The sequence below is a fragment of the Cupriavidus pauculus genome (genome assembly GCF_008693385.1).
Taxonomy (GTDB): Bacteria; Pseudomonadota; Gammaproteobacteria; order Burkholderiales; family Burkholderiaceae; genus Cupriavidus; species Cupriavidus pauculus_D.
Window position 1 is genome coordinate 1,750,514 of sequence record NZ_CP044065.1, and the last position, 22,992, is coordinate 1,773,505.

Consider the following 22,992-nt stretch of genomic DNA (forward strand, 5'->3'; position numbering starts at 1 on the left):
ACCCTCAGAGCTTGGCCAGCGACACCTCGGTCGCCTTGACCAGCGCCACGACCTCGCTGCCCTTGACCAGGCCCAGGTCGCGGATCGACCGCGTGGTGATGACCGACGTCACGATACCCGCCGGGGTTTCCACATCGACTTCCGACACCACAGGTCCCTCGATGATGTTGGCCACCTTGCCACGGAACTGATTACGTACGTTGATCGCCTGAATGCTCATGATAGAAGCTCCTTCGGAAAAAATGATTCACATTCGCCGGGGGTCGTATCAAACCGCCCAGCCCACCGAGTCGAAATGCCGGACGCGCGGCACCTCGACGACCACCTCTTCGCTGCCCTCATGTCCCTCGTGCTGCATGACACGGCGCAGGACCCTGTCCTCCAGCTGCGCGAACGCTACCGAGCCACGCTGCCGCGGCCGCGGCAGATCCACGCGCTCGTCCAGCGCGATGCGGCCGTCCTCGATCAGCACCACGCGATCGGCCAGCGCGATCGCCTCCGACACGTCGTGCGTCACGAGCAGCGCCGTAAAACCGAGCCGGCGCCACAGCGATTCGATGAGGCCCTGCATCTCGATGCGCGTCAGCGCGTCGAGCGCGCCGAGCGGCTCGTCGAGCAGCAGCAGCCGCGGGTGATGGACGAGCGCGCGCGCCAGCGCCACACGCTGCCGCTGGCCGCCCGAAAGACGCGCGGGCCATTCCTGCGCCCGTTCGGCCAGGCCGACCTGCGCGAGCACCTGCGCGGCATCGGCCGCGCGTTCCTTCGGCAGGCCCAGCGCCACGTTGTCCAGCACGCGCTTCCACGGCAGCAGGCGCGCGTCCTGGAACATCACGCGGATGTCCTCGCGCTGCGTGCGGCCATCGCGGCCATCGAACGTGATCGCGCCTTCGTCGCGGCCTTCGAGGCCCGCGACCAGACGCAGCAGCGTGCTCTTGCCGCAGCCGCTGCGGCCCACGATCGCCACGAACTCGCCGGGCGTCGTCTGCAGCTCGATGCCGTGCAGCACCTCGCGTCCGTTATAGCGCTTGACCACCTGCTGCACGTGCAGCGCAACGCCGCCCTGCGCGCCGTTGCGCGCGACGGCGCGGGCATGGCCCTGCGGATGCGTGAGATCGTCGGCCGTCTGGCGCCGCAGGGTGGCGTCCACATAGGCGACCGCGGCCGCTTCGAGGGGATGACTTTGCATGCGATAACTCCTGCTCAGGATGTCTGGTAACCGGGATGCCAGCGCAGCCAGTAACGTTCGAGCGCGCGCGACAACACGTCGGCCAGCTTGCCGAGCAGCGCGTAGAGCAGAATGCCCACGAGCACCACATCGGTCTGCAGGAACTCGCGCGCATTCATGGTCATGTAGCCGATGCCCGACTGCGCGGAGATCGTCTCGGCCACGATCAGGATCACCCACATCAGGCCGAGCGAAAACCGTACGCCGACGAGGATGTTCGGCAGCGCGCCAGGCAGGATCACCTCGCGATACAGGCGCCAGCCGGAGAGCCCATAGCTGCGGGCCATCTCGACAAGCGCGGGATCGACGGCGCGGATGCCGTGATACGTGTTGAGGTACACCGGAAAGAACACGCCGAGCGCGACCAGGAACAGCTTCGCGGTCTCGTCGATGCCGAACCACAAGATCACGAGCGGAATCAGCGCTAGCGTCGGAATGTTCCGGATCATCTGCAACGTGCTGTCGAGCAGCGTGGCGGCCGTACGGAACGTGCCCGTCAGCAGGCCGAGCGCAAGCCCGAGCCCGCCGCCGACGGCCAGCCCGATCAGCGCGCGCCACGTGCTCACCCACACGTGCCGCCACAGTTCGCCCGACACGGCGAGCCCCCAGGCGGCTTCCACCACGGCCAGCGGGGCCGGCAGCACGCGGTTGGACAGCCAGCCCAGTTGCGACGCGGCCTGCCACGTGAAGATCAGCAGCACGGGCACGATCCAGGGCGCCACGGCGCGCAGCGCGCCCGCGGCGTTGGTCGCCTGCCGGCCGGTGCCGCGGTTGACGGGAATCGACGGTGCGGACATTGCGGGCTCCTTCAGCTTTGCGCGGCGCGCGGCACGAGGCCGGTTGCCATGACTTCGCCGAACGGTCCCGACAGGACCTGGCCCGGCAGCTTCTCGCGCACGTTGCGCGGCAGCAGCGGGAACACCAGTTCGGCAAAACGATAGGCCTCTTCGAGGTGCGGATAACCGGAGAGGATGAACGTGTCGATACCGAGCGCCGCGTATTCCTCCATGCGCGCGGCCACGGTCTTCGGATCGCCCACGAGCGCCGTGCCCGCGCCTCCGCGTACGAGGCCCACGCCCGCCCACAGGTTCGGACTGATCTCGAGCGCCTCGCGCGTACGCGCGTTCTTGCCGCCCGCATGCAACGCGGCCATGCGGCGCTGGCCTTCGGAGTCCATCTTCGCGAACACCGCCTGCGCGCGCGCCACGGTCTCGTCGTCGAGCCGGCTGATCAGGTCTTCGGCGGCGGCCCATGCGGCCTCGTCGGTTTCGCGCACGATCACATGCAGACGAATGCCGAAACGCACGGTGCGGCCAAGCTTCTCGGCCCGCGCGCGCACGTCGGCAATTTTCTTCGCGACCTCCGCGGGCGGCTCGCCCCAGGTCAGGTACGCCTCCACCTGTTCCGCGGCGAGGTCATGCGCGGCCGCCGACGATCCGCCGAAATACACGGGCGGATGCGGGCGCTGCAGCGGCGGATACAGGACCCGCGCGCCCTTGACGTTGATATGCTTGCCGGCAAAGCTGATCTCGCCGCTGTCGTGACTGGCGGCCAGCACGTCGCGCCAGACGCGGATAAATTCGGAGGACGCCTCGTAGCGCTCGGCATGATCGAGAAACAGGCCATCGCCTTCCAGTTCGGCCACATCGCCGCCCGTCACCAGGTTGACCAGCAGGCGGCCACCGGAGATGCGGTCGAACGTGGCGGCCATGCGCGCGGCCAGCGTCGGCGTCATCAGCCCGGGGCGCACCGCGACCAGGAACTTCAGCTTGCGCGTGACCGCGGCCAGCGCGGACGCGGCGACCCACGGGTCCTCGCACGAGCGGCCGGTCGGGATCAGCACGCCTTCATAGCCGAGCGTGTCCGCGGCCGTCGCGATCTGCCGCAGGTAGTCGAAATTGACTTCGCGCGCGCCCTCGGAGGTACCGAGGTAGCGGCTGTCGCCGTGCGTGGGGATAAACCAGAAGACTTGCATGAACGTTGCCTCGTAGCGATCTCGTTGGATAAGCGAACGAACGCTCCCCTGTCGGCCCGAACACGGCGACATGCATGGAGCGGAAAAAAACAAGCCGGAATCAGATCAGGCGGAACATCGCCATCTGGCGCGCCACGAACGCGGCGCGGATTGCCTGGGTGGAAGGATCATCATTGCTTGCGTCTCCTTCAGGCATGCCGGGGCGGCGCGCCCCGGCCTTGTTCGGCAATCAGCGCTTGCCCGGCTGATAGATCTGGTCGAACGAACCGCCATCGGCGAAGTGCGCCTTCTGGGCCTTCTGCCAGCCGCCGAACGCCTCGTCGATCGTGAACAGCTTGATCTTCGGGAAGTTGGATGCGTACTTGGCCGCGATCTTCTCGGAAATCGGACGGTAGTAGTTCTTTGCCGCGATTTCCTGGCCTTCGTCCGTGTACAGGAACTGCAGGTAGGCCTCGGCCACCTTGCGCGTGCCCTTCTTGTCCACGACCTTGTCGACCACGGCCACCGGCGGCTCGGCCAGGATGGAGACCGACGGAACCACGATATCGAACTTCTCGGGACCGAGTTCCTTGATCGCGAGGATCGCTTCGTTTTCCCATGCGATCAGCACGTCGCCCAGGCCGCGCTCGACGAACGTCGTCGTCGCGCCGCGCGCGCCCGAGTCCAGCACCGGCACGTTCTTCAGCAGCGCGCCGACGAATTCCTTGGCCTTCGCTTCATTGCCGCCCGGCTGACGCAGCGCGTAGCCCCATGCGGCCAGGTAGTTCCAGCGCGCGCCGCCCGAGGTCTTCGGGTTCGGCGTAATCACCTGCACGCCCGGCTTGACCAGATCGTTCCAGTCCTTGATCTGCTTCGGATTGCCCTTGCGCACCAGGAACACGATGGTCGAGGTGTACGGCGAGGCGTTGTGCGGCAGGCGCTTCTGCCAGTCGGCCTTGAGCAGACCCTTCTCGGCAATCGCGTCGATGTCGTAGCCGAGCGCCAGCGTGACCACGTCCGCGTCCAGGCCATCGATCACGGAACGGGCCTGCTTGCCCGAGCCGCCGTGCGACTGACGAATCGTCACGTTGTCGCCGCCCTGGGCCTTCCAGGCCTTGGCGAAGGCGGCATTGACGTCCACGTAGAGCTCACGGGTCGGATCGTACGAAACGTTGAGCAGGTTGGTGTTGGCCGAGGCGGTCTGGGCGGCGCCGATCGCGGCGAAAGCGGCGAGGCCGATGGCCAGCTTGCGAATCATCTGAAGTGCTCCCGTCTGAAAAGGTCGTGAATCGGCGCGTGGCGCCTGGTTGTTCAATGTGTCAGGGATGGAGACTACCGACGGGGCTATCTGAACGGAACGAATGGTTTCATCGAACCTTGCACGTTTTCCGCATAAGAACAGGCGGCAATATGCACATACCGCCATGAGAAGCCATGAAAAGCGACGAGCGGCCAAAAAATAGCCCGCGGGACTTGCGTGCCGCGGGCCAAGTTTCCATTTGGAAACGGGTAGACAAGCCATGGAGAGCGCCCCCGCATCTCCATGACAGGATCGATGCTACCGATCGCGATGTGCGCTTGCCTTGATCTGTGTCAGTTGCGAGCGCATTCGCCGGCACCCGCTACATCTTGTGGCAGGCGCCCCAGACGACGCTGTCGACATCCCTGCGCATTTCGTTGAGGTAGATCAGATGGGTGTCGCCCAGCGGCATCAGCACCTGCTCGCGAATCAGCTCCGTGTGGGGCTGTATGGGCGGATCGAACCATTTCACGTGGGCCAGCCCGCCGACGGAAGCCGGCCGGGTCTCGCTGAAGTTGCCGAACGCGGCGTTCAGCGAGAGATCGCTGACGATGCCCGGCACCCGCCCCGTGGCAACGGTGCCCCCATCGATCCACAAGGAATGGCCGGCCATCGCGCCGCTGAGCTGGGCGCCTGCCAGCACCGAAAAGCTGACGTCCGGCTGCCGGCAGGACCAGTTGCCCGACAGGGCGCCGTCCCGCAAAGGCCGGGCGCTGCGCAGGACCCACGCGCCCAGATCGAGCTTGCCGCCCAGCGATTGCTGCTGATCGATAAACAGCGTCCAGGCATCGCCATCGCGCGACAGGAACACGCGCCCCGCCACCTCGCCGTCCGCGCGTAACTCGAACGCGCCCGGATAGCGCGTCTGATCCGCCGGGTGGAGCGTGGCGCCCGGCGCCGGCTCGCCCGTGTCCGGGGACGTGCAATGGTCCCGGTAATCCTGCCCCCGGCAGATGGCGAGCCGTCCGTCCGCGGTAATCCGCGCCTGCCCGGCCGCCGCCTGGTTGCTACCATGCACGGGGGAAAGATCCCCTTCCGCGCGATCGACGTGCGTCATCACAAAGGCATAATCGCCCGCAATGTCGGCCATGGCCGGCAATGCCGCGAGGGACGTCGCGTGGATCAATCCCGCGAGCCGTGCCGCGCCCGGTAACGCCGATGCCGGCAGATTGGCGATATCGCCGCCCAACCGGTCGTCTCCCAACCGGTCGCCCCCCAGCCGGTCGTCCCCCAACCGGTCGTCTCCCACGCGGAAGGCCACCTCGAGCTCGCCGAGCTGCGACACGACATGGCCGGGCGGCGGATCGGCGGCATCCGCCTCGAGGCTCGTGACCACATAGCCGTCGCCGTCGGGCATGTAGTGGCCGACGACGCTGCCGTGCAGGCCGAACGGTGAATCGGCGAATCGCAGCGTGACCCTGCCCGGGGCCGGCGCGTCGAGCGTCAGCGCGATCGTGCCGCCGAGCGACATCATGCCGAGATAATGTTTCGGGGGCTTCGCGGGCCCCGGGGTGCCGGTGCCCGCGCTCGCCGGGCGACTCGCGGGTTGCGCCCCCTCCTCCGACGGGCATCCCGCGAGCAGACCGCAGACCAGACTGGAGAGCAGACCGTAGAGCGGACCGTAGAGCGGACCGTAGAGCGGCCCATACAGCGGACCATAAAACGGCCCCCTGCCCCGCGCATGCGTGACGCCTGCCATGGCTTCCATGGATACGTCCTCAGTGGCTGGGTCGCCCGGGCCGCTTGTCCGATCTTCGGTAGCACAGCCCCGCAACCGTGCTCTCCGCCTTGCCGTCGACTTCGCGCAGATAGGCAAAGGACTGGTCGTCGAGGGGCAATATCACTTCCTCGCGCTCCTCGCCGGTGCCGGGCCGCGTCTGCGTGTCCTGCCTGAACGCGTACACGACGCCGGGCAAAGGCGCTGGCTTCGCGTTGGCATCGGCGGCGAACCCTGCATTGAATGTCAGACGCGCCGAGTCCAGCGAACCGTGATCGTCGCTCGCGATGCCCCCGCCCTTCAGGATCCAGTCTCTCTCGTCGATCATGCCGCTGGATACCGGCGGATTCAGCGCTGTGGCCGCAAGGTCGAGCGCTGGCTGGATGCACCGCCACTTGCCGTCGAGCGCATCGGCTGCAAGGGGCTGCGTCGTCGCCTGCATGATCCAGCTACCGATCTGCACGGTATCGTTTCCCACTCCCCCCTGCTGTGCCATGCGCAGATTCCACTTGCCCATGTCCTCCTGCGCGAAGAGGCGGCCGACGAGGACATCCGCGCTCCACACCTCGAACTGGCCGGGATGCCGCGTCTGATCCGCAAGCCGTACCTCCGCGGTCATGACCGCATCGCCGCTGCGCACCGGCTCGCACGCCTCGGCGTAGACCTGATTCGGGCATGCCCTGAATTTGCCATCGCTCTCGATGCGCAACTGGCCCACCTGCGCGCTCTGGCTACCCGGCAGCGGTGCGAAGTAGCGCGCCGGGTACCGCGCGGTCTCGCTTATGTACGTGTACGTCCCCGCGATGCTGGCCAGCGGCGGCGCGCTCTCGGTGGCCACCGCGTGAATCGTTCCGGCCAGTATCGCCGATCCCGGATGCCGGGTCTTCACCGTGCCGGGTGGTTCGCCCCCCTGCGCCAGCGCGACATTGGGCAGCCCTTCGATCTCGCCGCGCAATGCACCGTTGCCAATGCCGAACCGCACGCCAATACGTGGCAACGCCTCGATCACGGCTTCGGGCGGCGGGTCGCTGCCGTCGGACACAAGCGCGGTCACGGCCAGCCCGCCGCGCCCCGATACCTTGCGCACATCGCCGACGATGGCACCCTTGAGCCCGAACGGCGAATCCTCGAAGCGGATCGTGGCCTTGCCGGCCTCCGGCTGGTTGATGACCATGACGAATGTGCCACCGAAGGACAGCGTGCCGCGAAAGGCAAGCGGCGCGTTCACGTCCTCGGGCTTCGGTGTCGGCGCAGTGGCCGGTGTCGATGACGTGACGGACGTTTTGGATCCCGTGCCGCCGGTCGCATTCGGTCCGATCTGCTCCGGGCATCCCCACAGGACCAGACAGGCCGGAAGCATCGCCCATCGGCAGACCTGTGGCGCCGCGCGTACCGTCAACCGCTTCGCCGTTGTTTCTCTCTCACTTGCCATCATGCCCTCGCGCACTCGGTGGAAACAGAAACGAGGCTAGAGGGCCGAGGCCCGTATGGAATTGACTTCCATCAAGTGTCACGGCGCCAAGACGCCCGACGACACACAATTCGGAATAGGACGATGAAACAACGACTCTGAAAAAAAACGCCCCGCCCTGTCGGGCGAGGCGCGTTCTCAGCGAAGTGCGATTACGGACGGAACGTGTCGCCCAGCACCACGCCTTCGCGGCGCGGATCGGTGCCGCCGGTCCAGATCGGCGTGCCCCCGTTCTGCGAGCGCATGACCGTGTTCACGCCGCTCGATTGCGCGGAAGTCGAGACCGTATGGCCCAGCGCGCGCAGACCCGTGATCAGCGGATCGTTGTTGCCGCTGTTCGTGATGTCCACGTTCGGATGCTCGCCACCCACGGTCGTCGTCGCGGAGTTGCTCGCACCGAAGTCGACGAGACCCGACGATTGCTGCGCGTCCAGGCCCCAGTCGAGCACGCCCACGAGCGTCTTCACGACGTATTGCGGGATGGTGCCGCCGCCCGGCGAACCGGTGGCCATGAAGAAGTCGCCGATGGAACCGTCGGCGGCCTTGCGGAACACCATCGTCGGCGACATCGAGCTACGCGGACGCTTGCCCGGCTGTACGCGGTTGGCAATCGGCACGCCGAGCGAATCGGTCGGCGTCGCGTTGAAGTCCGTCAGCTGGTTGTTGAGCAGGAAGCCGTTGGTCATATGGAACGACCCCATGCTCGATTCCACCGACGTGGTCGCGCTGACCACGCTGCCGTCGGCATCGACGATCGTGAACTGGTTCGTGCCGTGCTCGATCAGCGATGCCACGCCGAGCGGCACGTTGCCGAGGTTGCCCGCGGTCGCCGTGCCCATGCTCGCCGTCGGCGAGATCAGTGCCGCGCGCGATGCCATGTACGACTTGTTCAGCATCGTGTTGGCGGAACCGCCGGGCAGCGGCACGAAGTCCGTGTCGGCCACGTACTTGTCGCGATCGGAGTAGGCCAGGCGCTCGGCCTCGCTCACGTAATGCACGCCGAGCACGGCGGGCTTGCCGCCCTCGCCGTCGATCGCGGTCGGCTTCATCGAGGCCATGTCGAAATTCTCGAGAATGCCCATCGCCGACAGCACCGTGATACCGCCCGACGTCGGAGGCGGCGCACCGCAGATCCAGTACGCGCGGTACGTCGTGCAGATTGGCTCGCGCATCTTGGCCTGATATGCGGCCAGATCCGCCAGCGTGGTCTTGCCCGGGGTGATCGGGCTGCCGTCCACCGCCGCGGTCGTGCCGATCTTGTTGATGATGTCCTGCGCGATCTGGCCCGTGTAGATCGCGTTCGCCCCGTTCGCGGCCATCTGGGTCAGCGTGTTGGCGTAGGCCGGATTCTTGAGCACCGTGCCCAGCGCCTTCGGCGTGCCGTCCGCATTGAAGAAGTACGCGAGCGCTTCGGCATCACGCTTCAGCGAGGTGGCATTGCTCGAGATTGCCGCGGCCAGGCGGCCGCCGATCGGAAAGCCGTTCGAAGCCAGCGAGATCGCATCGCCGAACAGATCCTTCCACGCGAGCTTGCCGTGTTCCTTCTGCACGCGTTCGATCAGGCGCGGAATACCGACCGTGCCGATCGAGCGTCCGCTCGCGCGCGCGCTCGGCACGGGCGTCGTCTGCGTGGTCACGTCGTCGATCCAGCGCAGGTAGTTCTCGGTCGCCGCGGCCGGGGCCGACTCGCGGCCGTCGTAGGCCTGCACGGACTTGTTGCGCGCGTCGTAGTAGAGCATGAAACCGCCCGAGCCCATGCCCGTGGCTTCGGGCACGGTCAGGCCGAGTACCGACTGCACGGCCACCGCCGCATCGGCCGCGCTGCCGCCCTTCTTCAGCACCGCGCAACCGGCGGCGCTGGCATAGGCGTTCGACGACGAGACCATATAGGTCTTCGCGCTGACCGGCTTCAGCCCCTTGCGATAGCCCGATGCGGGCTCCGGCAGCGACGGATCGCCCGGCTGGTTCGATCCCACGACAACGGTGGTGCCATTGTCCGCCAGCACCTGACAGCTGGTGTCCGCGGGCGTGACCGGCGTGGTCGGGGTGGATGACGTGGGGGGATTGTCATCGCCGCCGCACGAGATGACGAGCAGGGTACTGGCGACGGCCGTGGCCAGTGCCAGCTGCTTTCTTTTGAGATGCAACACGATTTGTCCTCCGGGACTACGACCAAAAATAAAAGGAAAAACGCCCCCCTGCCGCGCTGGTGGCTCGACCAGGCGGCATCGCTCGATGCTCGACGAATAAAGGGGAAATGCAGGGACTCGCGCTAGGGCGAGAAGAGGCTCAGCGAACGTGTATCGGCCATGATGTGAGGGGCTCGTTTCTTATCGGATTTGTGTCCAGCGTACTACACGCATATCGATATACAAGCCCATCGCGCGGCCGATTATTACAGCGTGTTTAACGGCCCGCACCGCGTTGCAGCATGCCGTCCCGGTGCGCCCATGCGCAGGGCCGTGTGCACTGCAGCGGAAACAAAAAAGCCCGTGTGCGGCGCATGCGGCGGTGCATGCATCGAACACGGGCCGACCGGGCACCCACTTGGGGTCGCCCGGATACCACAGTTTCTTTCTTCAGGCTTTCAGGTTCGGCCCCTGCTTAGCCTTTGACTGCGGACAGCGCGCCGTTCAGCGTCTTGCTCGGACGCATCACGGCTTCCAGCTTGGCGACGTCGGGCTGGTAGTAGCCGCCGATATCCACGGGCTTGCCCTGCACGTCGGCGAGTTCGCCCACGATGGTCTTCTCGTTCTCCGTCAGCGTCTTGGCCAGCGGCTTGAAGGTCTCGGCCAGCGCGGCATCCTGCGTCTGCGCGGCGAGTTCCTGGGCCCAGTACATGGCCAGGTAGAACTGGCTGCCACGGTTGTCGAGCTGACCGGTCTTCGGGGACGGGCTCTTGTTGTTGTCCAGCAGCTTGCCGGTCGCGGCGTCGAGCGTCTTGGCCAGGATCTTGGCGCGCTCGTTGCCGGTCTTGATGCCCAGCTCCTCGAGCGAAACCGCCAGGGCCAGGAATTCGCCCAGCGAGTCCCAGCGCAGGTGGTTCTCTTCGACCAGCTGCTGCACGTGCTTCGGTGCCGAACCGCCGGCGCCCGTTTCGTACATGCCGCCACCGGCCATCAGCGGCACGATCGACAGCATCTTGGCGCTGGTGCCCAGTTCCATGATCGGGAACAGGTCGGTCAGGTAGTCGCGCAGGATGTTGCCCGTGGCCGAGATCGTGTCCAGACCGCGGATCACGCGCTCGAGCGTGTAGCGCATGGCGCGAACCTGCGACATGATCTGGATGTCCAGACCCTTGGTGTCGTGATCCTTCAGGTAGGTTTCCACCTTCTTGATCAGTTCGGCTTCGTGCGGACGGTACGGGTCGAGCCAGAACACCACGGGGGTGTTCGAGTTGCGCGCGCGCGTCACGGCCAGCTTCACCCAGTCGCGGATCGGTGCGTCCTTGACCTGGCACATACGCCAGATGTCGCCGGCTTCCACGTTTTGCGTCAGCAGCACTTCACCGGTCGCCAGATCGACAATGCGCGCTTCGCCGGCTTCCGCCACTTCGAAGGTCTTGTCGTGCGAGCCGTATTCCTCGGCCTGCTGGGCCATCAGGCCCACGTTCGGCACCGTGCCCATGGTCGTCGGATCGAACGCGCCGTTGGTCTTGCAGAAGTTGATCACTTCCTGATAGATCCGTGCGAACGTGCTTTCCGGGATCACGGCCTTGGTGTCCTTCGGACGGCCGTCGGCGCCCCACATCTTGCCGCCGATACGGATCATGGCGGGCATCGACGCATCGACGATCACGTCGTTCGGCGCGTGCAGGTTCGAGATACCCTTGGCCGAGTCCACCATCGCCAGTTCCGGGCGATGCTCGTGGCAGGCGTGCAGGTCGCGCACGATTTCTTCTTTCTTCGACTCCGGCAGCGACTCGATCTTCGAGTACAGGTCCACCAGGCCGTTGTTCACGTTGATGCCCAGCTCGTCGAACAGCTTGCCGTGCTTCTCGAACGCTTCCTTGTAGAAGATGCGGACGGCGTGGCCGAACACGATCGGGTGCGACACCTTCATCATGGTCGCCTTCACGTGCAGCGAGAACATGACGCCCGTCTCGCGCGCGTCTTCCATCTGCTCTTCATAGAATTCGCACAGCGCCTTCTTGCTCATGAACATGCTGTCGATGATCTCGCCGTCCAGCAGCGAAACCTTCGGCTTCAGCACGATGGTCTTGCCACTCTTCGTGACCAGTTCCATCTTCACGTCGCGGGCGCGATCCAGCGTCATCGACTTCTCGCCATGGTAGAAGTCGCCATGCTTCATGTGGGCCACGTGCGTGCGCGACGCCATGCTCCACTTGCCCATCGAATGCGGGTGCTTGCGCGCGAAGTTCTTCACGGCGGCCGGTGCGCGGCGGTCCGAGTTGCCCTCGCGCAGCACGGGGTTCACGGCGCTGCCGATCACCTTCTGGTAGCGCTGGCGAATCGCCTTTTCTTCGTCGGTCTTCGGATCTTCCGGGAAATCGGGAATCTTGTAGCCCTTGGCCTGGAGTTCCTTGATCGCGCTGGTCAGCTGGAACACCGATGCGCTGATGTTCGGCAGCTTGATGATGTTCGTGTCCGGCAGCAGCGTCAGGCGGCCCAGCTCGGCCAGGTTGTCCGGCACGCGCTGCTCTTCGGTCAGGTATTCGGGAAACAAGCCCAGGATGCGGCCCGCCACCGAGATGTCGCTCGTCTCGACGTTCACGCCGGCCGGCGCCGCGAATGTACGGATGATCGGCAGGAAGGCGCTGGTCGCCAGCAGCGGGGCCTCGTCGGTCAGGGTATAGATGATGGTGGGCTGCTGGGTACTCATTGCATGTCTCGCGATAAATAATCAGGTTGAGAAATCGCCGTCGCGCACATTTGCATGCAGGGCGGCAGACCGCAATTTTGCCTGATTTTGCTTTCGGGGGGATTGCATTGGGACGGCTTTCTGCGAAATGCGCCGAAAAATACGGATTTGGACCCGTTCTTACGCCATTGCGACGCAAGTGAATTGCACCCCTCCCCCGTCGGGGAAGGGGTGCCCAGCCTTAGTGCATCAGTGCAGCGACCGGCCGAACGTGAACTCGCCGTCCGTAAAGTCCACCGGGACCACGTCCTTCGCGGCGAACTTGCCCTCGAGAATCGCCCGCGCCACCGGGTTCTCGATCTGCTGCTGGATCGCGCGCTTGAGCGGACGCGCCCCGAACACCGGGTCGTACCCCGCGCTCGCGATACGGGCCAGCGCCGCCTCGCTGACATCGAGCGTCATGTCCATGCGAGCCAGACGCGACTGCAGGCGTTGCAGCTGGATCCGCGCGATGGACTCGATGTTCTTCTGATCCAGCGCGTGGAACACCACCACCTCGTCGATCCGGTTCAGGAACTCGGGGCGGAAATGCGTGCGCACTTCCTGCCAGACCGCGCCCTTCACCACGTCCTGCGGCTCGCCCGACATCGACTGGATCAGTTGCGAACCCAGGTTCGAGGTCATGACGATCACCGTGTTCTTGAAATCCACGGTACGGCCCTGCCCGTCGGTCAGACGGCCATCGTCGAGGACCTGCAGCAGCACGTTGAACACGTCCGGGTGCGCCTTCTCGACTTCATCGAGCAGCACCACCGAATACGGCTTGCGGCGTACGGCCTCGGTCAGATAACCGCCTTCCTCGTAGCCCACGTATCCCGGCGGCGCGCCGATCAGCCGGCTCACGCTGTGCTTCTCCATGAATTCGCTCATGTCGATGCGAATCAGGTGATCCTCCGAGTCGAACATGAACTCGGCCAGCGCCTTGCACAGCTCGGTCTTGCCCACGCCGGTGGGCCCGAGGAACAGGAACGAGCCATACGGCTTGTTCTCGTCCGCCAGACCCGCGCGCGAACGGCGAATCGCATCGGACACCAGGCGCACGGCCTCGTCCTGGCCAACCACGCGCGCATGCAGGCGGTCTTCCATCTTCAGCAGCTTCTCGCGCTCGCCCTGCATCATCTTCGACACGGGAATGCCCGTCGCGCGGCTCACCACCTCGGCGATTTCCTCGGCGCCGACCTGCGTGCGCAGCAGCTTGTTCGGCTGCTTCTGCTCGTTGGCCTCGGCCTTGTTCGCCGCCTGCAGCTTGCCCTCGAGTTCGGGCAGCTTGCCGTACTGCAGCTCCGCCACCTTGTCGAGCTTGCCCGCGCGCTGCAGCCGCGTGATCTCCAGACGAATCTGTTCGATCTCTTCCTTGAGCGCGGCCGCGCCCTGGGCGGCACCCTTCTCGGCGCGCCAGATCTCGTCGAGGTCCGCGTATTCCTTCTCCAGGCGCGCGATCTCCTGCTCGATCAGCTCGAGCCGCTTCAGCGACGCCTCGTCGGTTTCCTTCTTCACGGCCTCGCGCTCGATCTTCAACTGGATCGTGCGGCGCTCGAGCTTGTCCATCGCCTCCGGCTTGGAATCGATTTCCATCTTGATGCGCGCGCCCGCCTCGTCGATCAGATCGATCGCCTTGTCCGGCAGGAAGCGGTCCGTGATGTACCGGTGCGAAAGTTCGGCCGCGGCCACGATGGCCGGGTCGGTGATCTCCACGCCATGGTGCAGTTCGTACTTCTCCTGCAGTCCGCGCAGGATCGCGATGGTCGCTTCCACGCTCGGCTCATCGACGAGCACCTTCTGGAAGCGGCGCTCGAGCGCGGCATCCTTCTCGATGTACTTGCGGTACTCGTCGAGCGTGGTCGCGCCGATGCAATGCAGCTCGCCGCGCGCGAGCGCCGGCTTGAGCATGTTGCCCGCATCGATCGCGCCCTCGGCCTTGCCCGCGCCGACCATCGTGTGGATCTCGTCGATGAAGACGATCGTCTGGCCTTCGTCCTTGGCCACGTCGCCGAGCACGGCCTTGAGCCGCTCCTCGAACTCGCCGCGGTACTTGGCGCCGGCCAGCAGGCCCGCCATGTCGAGCACGAGCACGCGCTTGTTCTTCAGCGATTCCGGCACTTCGCCGTTGACGATGCGCTGCGCGAGACCTTCGACGATCGCGGTCTTGCCCACGCCCGGCTCGCCGATCAGCACCGGATTGTTCTTGGTGCGGCGCTGCAGGATCTGGATCGCGCGGCGAATCTCGTCGTCGCGGCCGATCACGGGATCGAGCTTGCCCGAACGCGCGCGCTCGGTCAGATCGACCGTGTACTTCTTGAGCGCCTCGCGCTGCGATTCCGCATCGGCGCTGTTGACGCCGTCGCCGCCGCGCACGGCCACGATCGCGGCCTCGAGCGACTTGCGGACGAGCCCGTTCTCGCGCGCGATGCGCCCGGCCTCGCCCTTGTCGTCGGAGACGGCGAGCAGGAACAGTTCGCTGGCGATGAACTGGTCATTGCGCTTGATCGCCTCTTTCTCGGTGGCGTTGAGCAGATTGACGAGGTCGCGCCCGATCTGGACCTCGTTGGTGCCCGAGACCTGCGGCAGCCGCTTGATGGCCGCATCCAGCGCGGTCTGCAGGCCGTTGACGTTGACACCGGCGCGCGACAGCAGCGCGCGGGCCGCGCCGTCGTTCTGGGCGAGCAGCGCGCGCAGCAGATGCTGCGGTTCGATGTACTGGTTGTCATTGCCCAGCGCCAGGCTTTGCGCGTCGGAAAGCGCTTCCTGGAACCGGGTGGTGAATTTATCTAGACGCATGTGGAACCCTCTCTCTCGATGAGTGTGTCCTGATGCGGGACGGGACGCGCACGTCTTGCCGCGTACGCTCCGTATGCCCTGCCGGACACTGACTCAACGAAAGATAGGGCTTCGTGTAGTCTTTTCAAGACGCGCCGATGCCAAAGAGGCGATCGGCGCGTCATGCTTCAAACATCACAAACGTTCACGCGTCAAATATGCTCAATTCGGCACATCGACAACGTTCGCCGATACCGAGATCGTATTCGACGGGCCCGGCGATGCCGAGATCGGCGGCACGTTCGTCGCGGTGATGGCCGGCGCCGGCGTGCCGTTGGGCCCGCCCCGCGGCGTCGTGCGCACCACCTGGGACGGCGGCAGCGGCTGGTTGCTGCGCAGGTTCGCGTACACGGCATCGAGTGCGCGGTTCAGGTACAGGTGCAGCGGAATGTACCGGTTGCCGTACCCGGCGATGGCGCCGATAAACGCGTCGAAGTGCTGGCCGTTCTCCACCTCGATATACGAGAGCTTGCTGGCGGCCCCCTCCTGCGCGCGATTGAAGCCCAGATACGGGCGCGACGTATGGTTGACCGGCAGCAGGCCGTCGCTGCGGCCGTGCACGATCATGGCGGGCTTGCCGCGCAGGTTACCCGTGCGGTACGTCTGCGAAATGCCCGTCTGCACCGCCAGTGCCTGCGCGGTCGTACCCGTCAGCAGATCGCGCAGGCATTTGGCGCCCGGGAAGTTCGCGTCGGCCACGCCGCTCCCCGTCGACACCGACACGAAGTCGCGCGTCGGGCCACCCGATGCGACATCGTTGATCAGCGTCACGCCGCCGCCCGGCGGCACGCCATTGCCCGTGGCGAAGAACACGTTGAGCACGGCCGGCGAAATCTGCACGGGCGTGGACGCACCGCCGCCGATCGCCGCAAAGCTGTAGTTGCAGAGCCGGTCCGTCACGCTCGCGCGCGCATAGGCGTTGGCATAGGTGACCGAGATCGAACTGCCGACCTCGAGTCCCGACAGCGAGGCATAGAGGTCGTCGGACTCGGCTTCCCATCCGGCCGCCCGCAGCGCGGCGCGCGCGCTTGCGGACCGCGCGCTGATATCGGCACCGGTCACGAGGCCCGCGGTCGCGAGCGCCGCGCAACGATTGCCTGCGGTCACGGCCGGCACCCCCGCGAGGAACGGCGCATTGACGAGATTCACGTCCTGGCTCGCGCACAGCTGCATCAGGTTCGCCGTGGTCGTGTAGTCATAGAGATGCTTGCCCGACGCGGGCACCGACACACCGCCGCGGCGGACGGACACGCCCGCGGTAGGCGGCAGGTTCAGGTTCGGCTCGCCGACGGCCACGCCATCGATCAGCCCCGAGCTGTCCTGCTCGGCCGCGGCGATCGCCGCGCCGCCGCCGTTGGACACCGCCGAGGCAATGACGATGATCTTGTCCTTGCCGATGCTGGCCTGCCGCGTGCCATCGGTGGCCAACGCGCCGAACCGGTCGTTGATGGCCCAGATCGCGAACTCGATCGCCTGCAGCGTGTTATTGCCCCAGTCTTTCTCGGGATTCTGCTTCGAGTGCGCGTGCTTGAAGGCAAGCCGGTGCGGGAAGGCCGCGGTAAAGTCGGAGAGGGACTGCGCGCCCGGCTGCGCGACGAACTGCGCGGTCTTGCCCGCGCCCACGCGGGCCGCGCGCGTGCCATTGATCAGCGGCACGGTATCGGTGTCGAGGTCGTGCGGCGCGGCGCCCGTGCCCTTGTCCGTGAATGCCACCGCGCAGCCGCGCTTGAGTCCCCACTCGGCTACCGCAATGCCGCCGTAGATGCCGCGCGAGCCCGACGATGTGGCCGAGATCAGGCAGGGATTATTCGGATCGAACGTCGCCGGAATCTGAGCCATCAGCGTCACGTTCTGCAGGCCCGTGCCGTCGTCGGCAAACGCCAGATACTCGACGCCCGCGATCTTGCCCTGCCCGCTCGTGATATTGCCCTGCGCATCGACATTGGGACCGTACAGCGAACCGTAGCCACCGCTGGCCGTGGTGTCGACGATCGCACGGTAGTTGTTCCAGATGGCATAGCGCCGCAGTTCGGCGGCGGTCGGCGCGTTGGGGTCCGCCGGCACCGGCGCCGTGGCGCTGCCGATGCCGTCCTTGCCCAGGCCGCCCGTCAGCAGGTCGTCGGTGTTGCCGTCGTAGGACAGCGTGTTGATGGTCCCGACCACGAACGTGGGCCGGTTGTTCGGATTCTGGCTGGTCCCCCCGCCACCGCCTCCGCCATTATTGTTGTTGTCGGAGCCGCCACAGGCGGCAATGGCGATGGTGCCGGCCGCTAGCGCGATCAGCTTCTGGCTCGCATGCATGAACTGTCTCCGTTGTCTTGAACTGCTTTGTGGGGCAAATCAGACGACACAAAAACACGCACAACACCAGATAGTAGGCGCTGGGAGCGCCGGAGCAGGATAGTGACTTACCCGAGCGCCCGGTAAGTCCAGATGCCGAGCGCGGTCAGCGCCAGCGAGCCACCGAGATGCAGCAGCAGATGGACGAGCGCCCAGCCATATTCCCCGGTGTTCAGATTGGAGACGACCTCGGCCGAGAACGTCGAAAACGTGGTCAGGCCGCCGAGAAAGCCCGTAATCGCAAACAGGCGCCATTCGGCCGGCAACGCCGCGTTCGCGTGGAAAAACGCCACGGCCACACCAATGAGGTAGCCGCCGACGAGATTCGAGGCGAGCGTGCCGTACGGCAGCGCGGGATTCAGCGCGTTCCACATGACGGAGAACCCCCAGCGCAGCCATGCGCCGAGCGCCGCGCCGAGACCCACGGCAAGGAAACCCAACGGTGTCATAGGCACCTGTCAGTCCGGATCCGCATTGAAGGATTCGATCCCCCAGCGCCGCAGTGCCGCGTCGTCGCTCACGCGCGCATCGACCCAGCGCGCACCCTCGGGCGTTGCCTCCTTCTTCCAGAACGGCGCCTCGGACTTCAGATAGTCCATGATGAATTCGCACGCGGCAAAGGATTCGCCGCGATGGGCCGAGGCCACCGCCACCAGCACGATCTGGTCGAGCGGCTGCAGCAGCCCCACGCGGTGGACGATCGTCACGCCGAGCAAGGCCCACCGCTCGCGCGCCGCCGCCTCGATGCGAGCCAGCGCCTTCTCGGTCATGCCCGGATAGTGCTCGAGCTCCATCGTGCTGACACTGCTGCCTTCGCTCACGTCGCGCACGGTGCCGATAAAGCTCGCGACCGCGCCCACGCCGGGATTGCCCGCACGCAGCGCCGCGACCTCCGCGCCGAGGTCGAAGTCCTCATGCTGGACACGCACGCTCATGGTCAGCCTCCGGTCACGGGGGGGAAGAACGCGACCTCGCAGCCGGCCGCCAGCGGCGTGTCGGCGCGTGCCACCGCATGATCGACGGCCATGCGCAACGCGCGGCCCTCGGCCAGCGCCTCTTCCCATTGACCGCCGCGCGTGCGCAGCCATGCGCGCAGCGCGCCGACCGTCGTGACCTCGGCGGGGACGCCCACGCGCTCCGCGCCGGTCCCGACCTGCTCTCTCACGCTCGCGAAGAATCGAAGCTCGATATCCATGATGTTCAGTCCAGCAGACCCTGGAAGGGAATGAACGGCACGACGTCGCCGCGCCGGATCGGATGGTCGGGCGGATTGTCGATCAGCCCTTCGCCCCATACCGTGGACGTCAGCACGCCCGAGCTCTGGTTCGGGAACAGCTCGAGTCCGCCCTCGGCATTGAGGCGCGCGCGCAGGAATTCGTTGCGGCGGTCGCCCTTCGGCAGGTCGAAGTCCGCGCGCAGCGGCAGGCGGCGCATGGCCACGTCCTGCACGCCCTGCATGCGCAGCAGGAACGGCCGCACGAACAGCAAGAACGTCACGAAGCTCGACACGGGGTTGCCCGGCAGCCCGAGGAAGAACGTCTCGCCCACGGCACCGAATGCCAGCGGCTTGCCCGGCTTGATCGCGATCTGCCAGAGGTCGAGGCGCCCTTCCGCCTGCACGGCCGGACGCACGTGGTCTTCGTCGCCGACCGACACGCCGCCGGACGTGATGATCACGTCGTGGCCGTCGGCCGCGCGGCGCAGCGTGTCGCGCGTGGCCGCGAGCGTATCGGGCACGATGCCGAAGTCGGTCACCTCGCACCCGAGGTTTTCGAGCAGGCCGCGCAGCGTGTAGCGGTTGGAGTTGTAGATCGCGCCGGGCTTCAGCGGCTCGCCCGGCATTGCGAGTTCGTCGCCGGTAAAGAACACCGCCACGCGCACGCGGCGCGTGACGTCGAGCGTCGCCTGCCCGACAGAGGCCGCCAGACCGACGGCCTGCGGCGTCAGCCGCGTGCCTGCCGGCAGGATCACGCTACCGGCCTCGATATCCTCGCCCGCGCGGCGCACCCATTCTCCCGCGCGCGGCACATGGCGAATCACGACGCCATCGCCGTCGGCCTCGCATTGCTCCTGCATGATGACGGCATCGGCGCCGGGCGGAATCAGTCCGCCGGTGAAGATACGCGCGGCGGTACCGGGTGCGAGTTCCGTACCCACGTGGCCCGCCGGAATGCGCTGCGACACGGGCAACCGGACACCGGCGGCGGTCACGTCGGCAGCGCGCACGGCGTAGCCATCCATCGCGGTATTGTCGGCCGGCGGCACACGCAGCGCGCTCGTCACGGGCGCCGCCAGCACACGGCCATTGGCCGTCAGCGTGTCGATGGTCTCGGTATCGGCAATCTGCCTCGCGCCGGCCATCAGCGCGTCGAGCGCCTGCACCAGCGTGAGCATCGGGGGACGGGGGGAAGCTTGAGTCATGGTTAGGTCTGCGAGAACGCGCGACATGCGTAGCAGACCTGATTGTAGCGACTTGCTTACAGCCCCGTATGTCCAGCGATATAAGCCTTCACCTTCGACGCATCGTTCGGCATCACCTCGAACCGCTGCGGCAGCGCCTCGATTCCCTCGAACGCGGGCGGGCGTTCCGGCTCGTGGCCCAGTGCCTCGCGGATCGTTTCCGCGAACTTGGCCGGCAGCGCCGTCTCCAGCACCACCATCGGCACCCCCGGCGCCAGATGCTCGCGCGCCACCTTCACGCCATCCGCCGTATGCGTATCGATCGTGATGCCATAGCGCTCGCTGACCCCGCGAATCGTCGCCAGACGGTCGTCGTGCGTGCTGCGCCCCGACACGAACCCGAACTCGCGAATCCGCGCGAACTCGGGCGTGCCCGACAGATCGAACCCACCCTTGGTATCCACGTCGCGGAACAGCGCCGCGAGCTTGCCCGCGTCCTGGCCGAGCAGATCGAACACGAAGCGCTCGAAGTTCGAAGCCTTCGAGATATCCATGCTCGGGCTCGACGTGTGATACGTCTCCGCCGACTTGCGCACGCGATACGTGCCCGTACGGAAGAATTCGTCCAGCACGTCGTTCTCGTTGGTCGCCACCACGAGCTTGTCGATCGGCAACCCCATCATGCGCGCGATATGCCCCGCGCATACATTGCCGAAGTTGCCCGACGGCACGGAGAACGAGACCTTCTGCCCCGGCCCCGTGGTCGCGAGCAGCCAGCCCTTGAAGTAATAGACCACCTGCGCCACGACCCGCGCCCAGTTGATCGAGTTGACCGTGCCGATACGCTGGCGCGCCTTGTAGTCGAGGTCGTTCGACACTGCCTTCACGATGTCCTGGCAATCGTCGAACACGCCTTCCACCGCGAGGTTGAAGATGTTCGGGTCCTGCAGGCTGAACATCTGCGCGGTCTGGAACGCGCTCATCTTGCGATGCGGGCTCAGCATGAACACGCGGATGCCGCGCTTGCCGCGCATCGCATACTCGGCCGCGCTGCCGGTATCGCCCGACGTCGCGCCGAGGATATTCAGTTCCTTGCCGGCCCGGCCGAGCGCGTACTCGAACAGGTTGCCCAGCAGCTGCATCGCCATGTCCTTGAACGCGAGCGTCGGCCCGTTGGACAGCCCCAGCAGCTGCAGCTTCGTGCCGCCTTCCTCGCCGAGCGTGCGCAGCGGCGTGATATCGGCGGTGTTGTCGCCCGCGCGCGCATTGCTGTACACGCTGGCGGTGTAGGTCTTGCGCGTCAGCGCGCGCAGGTCGTCTTCCGGAATGTCGTCGCAGAACTTGCGCAGCACCTCGTAGGCCAGATCGGCGTACGGCAGCTTGCGCCACGCTTCGAGTTCGTCGGCGGTGACCTGCGGATATTGCTTCGGCAGATAGAGCCCGCCGTCCGGCGCAAGGCCGCCCAGGAGGATCTCTGAGAACGTTTGCGGCACATCGTGGCCGCGCGTCGACTGATAGTTCATGTTTCGATACGGCTGGGGCGTCAGTTCAGTTCTTCCATGCGCAGGCGCGTCACCGGAGACAGCACGGTGGCCAGCGACTCGATGCGCGCGATGGCCGCATTGATCTGCTTCTCCCGCGTCAGGTGCGTAAGGATGATGATGTCGGTCTGCGGCTCGCCCACGCGCGATTCCTTCTGCAGCATGGCGTCGATCGAGATCCCCGCTTCCGCCAGGATACGCGTGATCTCGGCCAGCACGCCGGTCTCGTCGGACACGCGCATGCGCAGATAGTACGAGCTCGTGACTTCCTCGATCGGCAGCACGGGCACCGTCGACAGCTCGTCGGGCTGGAATGCGAGGTGCGGCACGCGATGATTCGGATCGGCCGTGTGCAGGCGCGTCACGTCCACGAGGTCGGCAATCACGGCCGAGGCGGTCGGCTCGGCGCCGGCACCCTTGCCGTAGTACAGCGTCGTGCCCACGGCATCGGCCTGCACGAGCACGGCGTTCATCGCGCCCTCCACGTTGGCGATCAGGCGCGAGGCCGGCACCAGCGTCGGATGCACGCGCAGCTCCACGCCCTCTTCGCGGCGGCGCGTGATACCGAGCAGCTTGATGCGGTAGCCGAGTTCCTCGGCATAGCGGATATCGACGGCCGACAGCTTCGTGATGCCTTCCACGTGCGCCTTGTCGAACTGCACGGGCATGCCGAACGCGATCGCGCTCATCAGCGTGACCTTGTGCGCGGCGTCCACGCCCTCGATGTCGAACGTCGGATCGGCTTCGGCATAGCCGAGCTGCTGCGCTTCCTTGAGCACGACGTCGAAGTCCAGGCCCTTCTCGCGCATTTCCGAGAGGATGAAGTTCGTGGTGCCGTTGATGATGCCGGCGATCCACTGGATGCGGTTGGCCGTCAGGCCCTCGCGCAGCGCCTTGATGATGGGGATACCGCCCGCCACCGCAGCCTCGAACGCAACGATCACACCCTTGCGGCGCGCGGCTTCGAAGATCTCGTTGCCATGCACGGCCAGCAGCGCCTTGTTGGCGGTGACCACGTGCTTGCCGTTCTCGATCGCCTTGAGCACGAGCTCGCGCGCGATGCCGTAACCGCCGATCAGCTCGACGACGATATCGATGTCCGGATGCGCGACCACGAGGTTCGCGTCGTTCACGACCTCCACTTCCCCACCGGTCAGCTCCTTCGCGCGCTCGGTGTTGAGGTCCGCCACCATCGCAATCTCGATGCCGCGGCCTGCGCGGCGACGAATTTCTTCCTGATTGCGCTTGAGCACGTTGAACGTGCCGCTACCGACGGTACCGATGCCGAGCAGGCCTACTTTGATGGGATTCATGGACGTCTGACTTTCGTTGCTTGATGCGGGAAA

At 66.1% G+C, this 22,992-nt stretch carries 17 protein-coding genes; all 17 read right to left on the reverse strand.

Features of this window, described 5'->3' with window-relative positions:
• Nucleotides 1–4 precede the first annotated feature (4 nt).
• The 17 genes from FOB72_RS07975 to FOB72_RS08055 all read right to left on the reverse strand — a co-directional run bounded on the left by FOB72_RS07975 (nt 5) and on the right by FOB72_RS08055 (nt 22,959).
• Nucleotides 5–220, reverse strand: coding sequence for a molybdopterin-binding protein (locus tag FOB72_RS07975; RefSeq protein WP_109581308.1), 216 nt, complete (start codon nt 218–220; stop codon nt 5–7).
• 48 nt (nt 221–268) lie between these two features.
• Nucleotides 269–1,186, reverse strand: coding sequence for an ATP-binding cassette domain-containing protein (locus FOB72_RS07980; protein WP_150372034.1), 918 nt, complete (start codon nt 1,184–1,186; stop codon nt 269–271).
• Nucleotides 1,187–1,200: 14 nt separating this feature from the next.
• Nucleotides 1,201–2,022, reverse strand: a complete 822-nt coding sequence (gene ssuC, locus FOB72_RS07985; protein WP_223851461.1) for an aliphatic sulfonate ABC transporter permease SsuC — start codon at nt 2,020–2,022, stop codon at nt 1,201–1,203.
• An 11-nt stretch (nt 2,023–2,033) separates the two neighbouring features.
• Nucleotides 2,034–3,200, reverse strand: a complete 1,167-nt coding sequence (gene ssuD / locus FOB72_RS07990; protein ID WP_150372035.1) for an FMNH2-dependent alkanesulfonate monooxygenase — start codon at nt 3,198–3,200, stop codon at nt 2,034–2,036.
• A 229-nt stretch (nt 3,201–3,429) separates the two neighbouring features.
• Nucleotides 3,430–4,437 (reverse strand): sulfate ABC transporter substrate-binding protein, encoded by a 1,008-nt coding sequence (locus FOB72_RS07995; protein ID WP_150372036.1) that lies wholly within the window; start codon nt 4,435–4,437, stop codon nt 3,430–3,432.
• Nucleotides 4,438–4,801: 364 nt separating this feature from the next.
• Complete coding sequence (locus FOB72_RS08000; protein ID WP_150372037.1) at nt 4,802–6,187, reverse strand: hypothetical protein; 1,386 nt, start codon at nt 6,185–6,187, stop codon at nt 4,802–4,804.
• A gap of 10 nt (nt 6,188–6,197) precedes the next feature.
• Nucleotides 6,198–7,424, reverse strand: coding sequence for a hypothetical protein (locus tag FOB72_RS08005; protein ID WP_150372038.1), 1,227 nt, complete (start codon nt 7,422–7,424; stop codon nt 6,198–6,200).
• 395 nt (nt 7,425–7,819) lie between these two features.
• Complete coding sequence (locus FOB72_RS08010) at nt 7,820–9,763, reverse strand: gamma-glutamyltransferase family protein (protein WP_411859829.1); 1,944 nt, start codon at nt 9,761–9,763, stop codon at nt 7,820–7,822.
• A gap of 508 nt (nt 9,764–10,271) precedes the next feature.
• On the reverse strand, nt 10,272–12,509 hold the full coding sequence (locus tag FOB72_RS08015) for an NADP-dependent isocitrate dehydrogenase (RefSeq protein WP_150372039.1): 2,238 nt from the start codon (nt 12,507–12,509) through the stop codon (nt 10,272–10,274).
• Between the two features lie 228 nt (nt 12,510–12,737).
• Nucleotides 12,738–15,326, reverse strand: a complete 2,589-nt coding sequence (clpB, locus tag FOB72_RS08020) for an ATP-dependent chaperone ClpB (RefSeq protein WP_150372040.1) — start codon at nt 15,324–15,326, stop codon at nt 12,738–12,740.
• Nucleotides 15,327–15,527: 201 nt separating this feature from the next.
• Nucleotides 15,528–17,666 carry a 3-hydroxybutyrate oligomer hydrolase family protein gene (locus FOB72_RS08025; protein ID WP_150372041.1) on the reverse strand — a complete coding sequence of 713 codons (2,139 nt, stop codon included), beginning with the start codon at nt 17,664–17,666 and terminating at the stop codon, nt 15,528–15,530.
• Between the two features lie 107 nt (nt 17,667–17,773).
• Nucleotides 17,774–18,154: a fluoride efflux transporter CrcB gene (gene crcB / locus FOB72_RS08030; RefSeq protein WP_150372042.1), complete on the reverse strand. Its 381-nt coding sequence runs from the start codon at nt 18,152–18,154 to the stop codon at nt 17,774–17,776.
• Between the two features lie 9 nt (nt 18,155–18,163).
• Nucleotides 18,164–18,640, reverse strand: coding sequence for a molybdopterin synthase catalytic subunit MoaE (gene moaE, locus FOB72_RS08035; protein ID WP_150372043.1), 477 nt, complete (start codon nt 18,638–18,640; stop codon nt 18,164–18,166).
• A 2-nt stretch (nt 18,641–18,642) separates the two neighbouring features.
• Nucleotides 18,643–18,900 carry a molybdopterin converting factor subunit 1 gene (gene moaD / locus FOB72_RS08040; protein WP_150372044.1) on the reverse strand — a complete coding sequence of 86 codons (258 nt, stop codon included), beginning with the start codon at nt 18,898–18,900 and terminating at the stop codon, nt 18,643–18,645.
• A 5-nt stretch (nt 18,901–18,905) separates the two neighbouring features.
• Nucleotides 18,906–20,099, reverse strand: a complete 1,194-nt coding sequence (gene glp, locus FOB72_RS08045) for a gephyrin-like molybdotransferase Glp (protein ID WP_191002233.1) — start codon at nt 20,097–20,099, stop codon at nt 18,906–18,908.
• 83 nt (nt 20,100–20,182) lie between these two features.
• Nucleotides 20,183–21,628: a threonine synthase gene (thrC, locus tag FOB72_RS08050; protein ID WP_150372046.1), complete on the reverse strand. Its 1,446-nt coding sequence runs from the start codon at nt 21,626–21,628 to the stop codon at nt 20,183–20,185.
• 20 nt (nt 21,629–21,648) lie between these two features.
• The gene (locus FOB72_RS08055) at nt 21,649–22,959 is read right to left on the reverse strand and encodes a homoserine dehydrogenase (RefSeq protein ID WP_150372047.1); all 1,311 of its coding nucleotides are present in this window, start codon (nt 22,957–22,959) and stop codon (nt 21,649–21,651) included.
• Nucleotides 22,960–22,992: the final 33 nt, after the last annotated feature.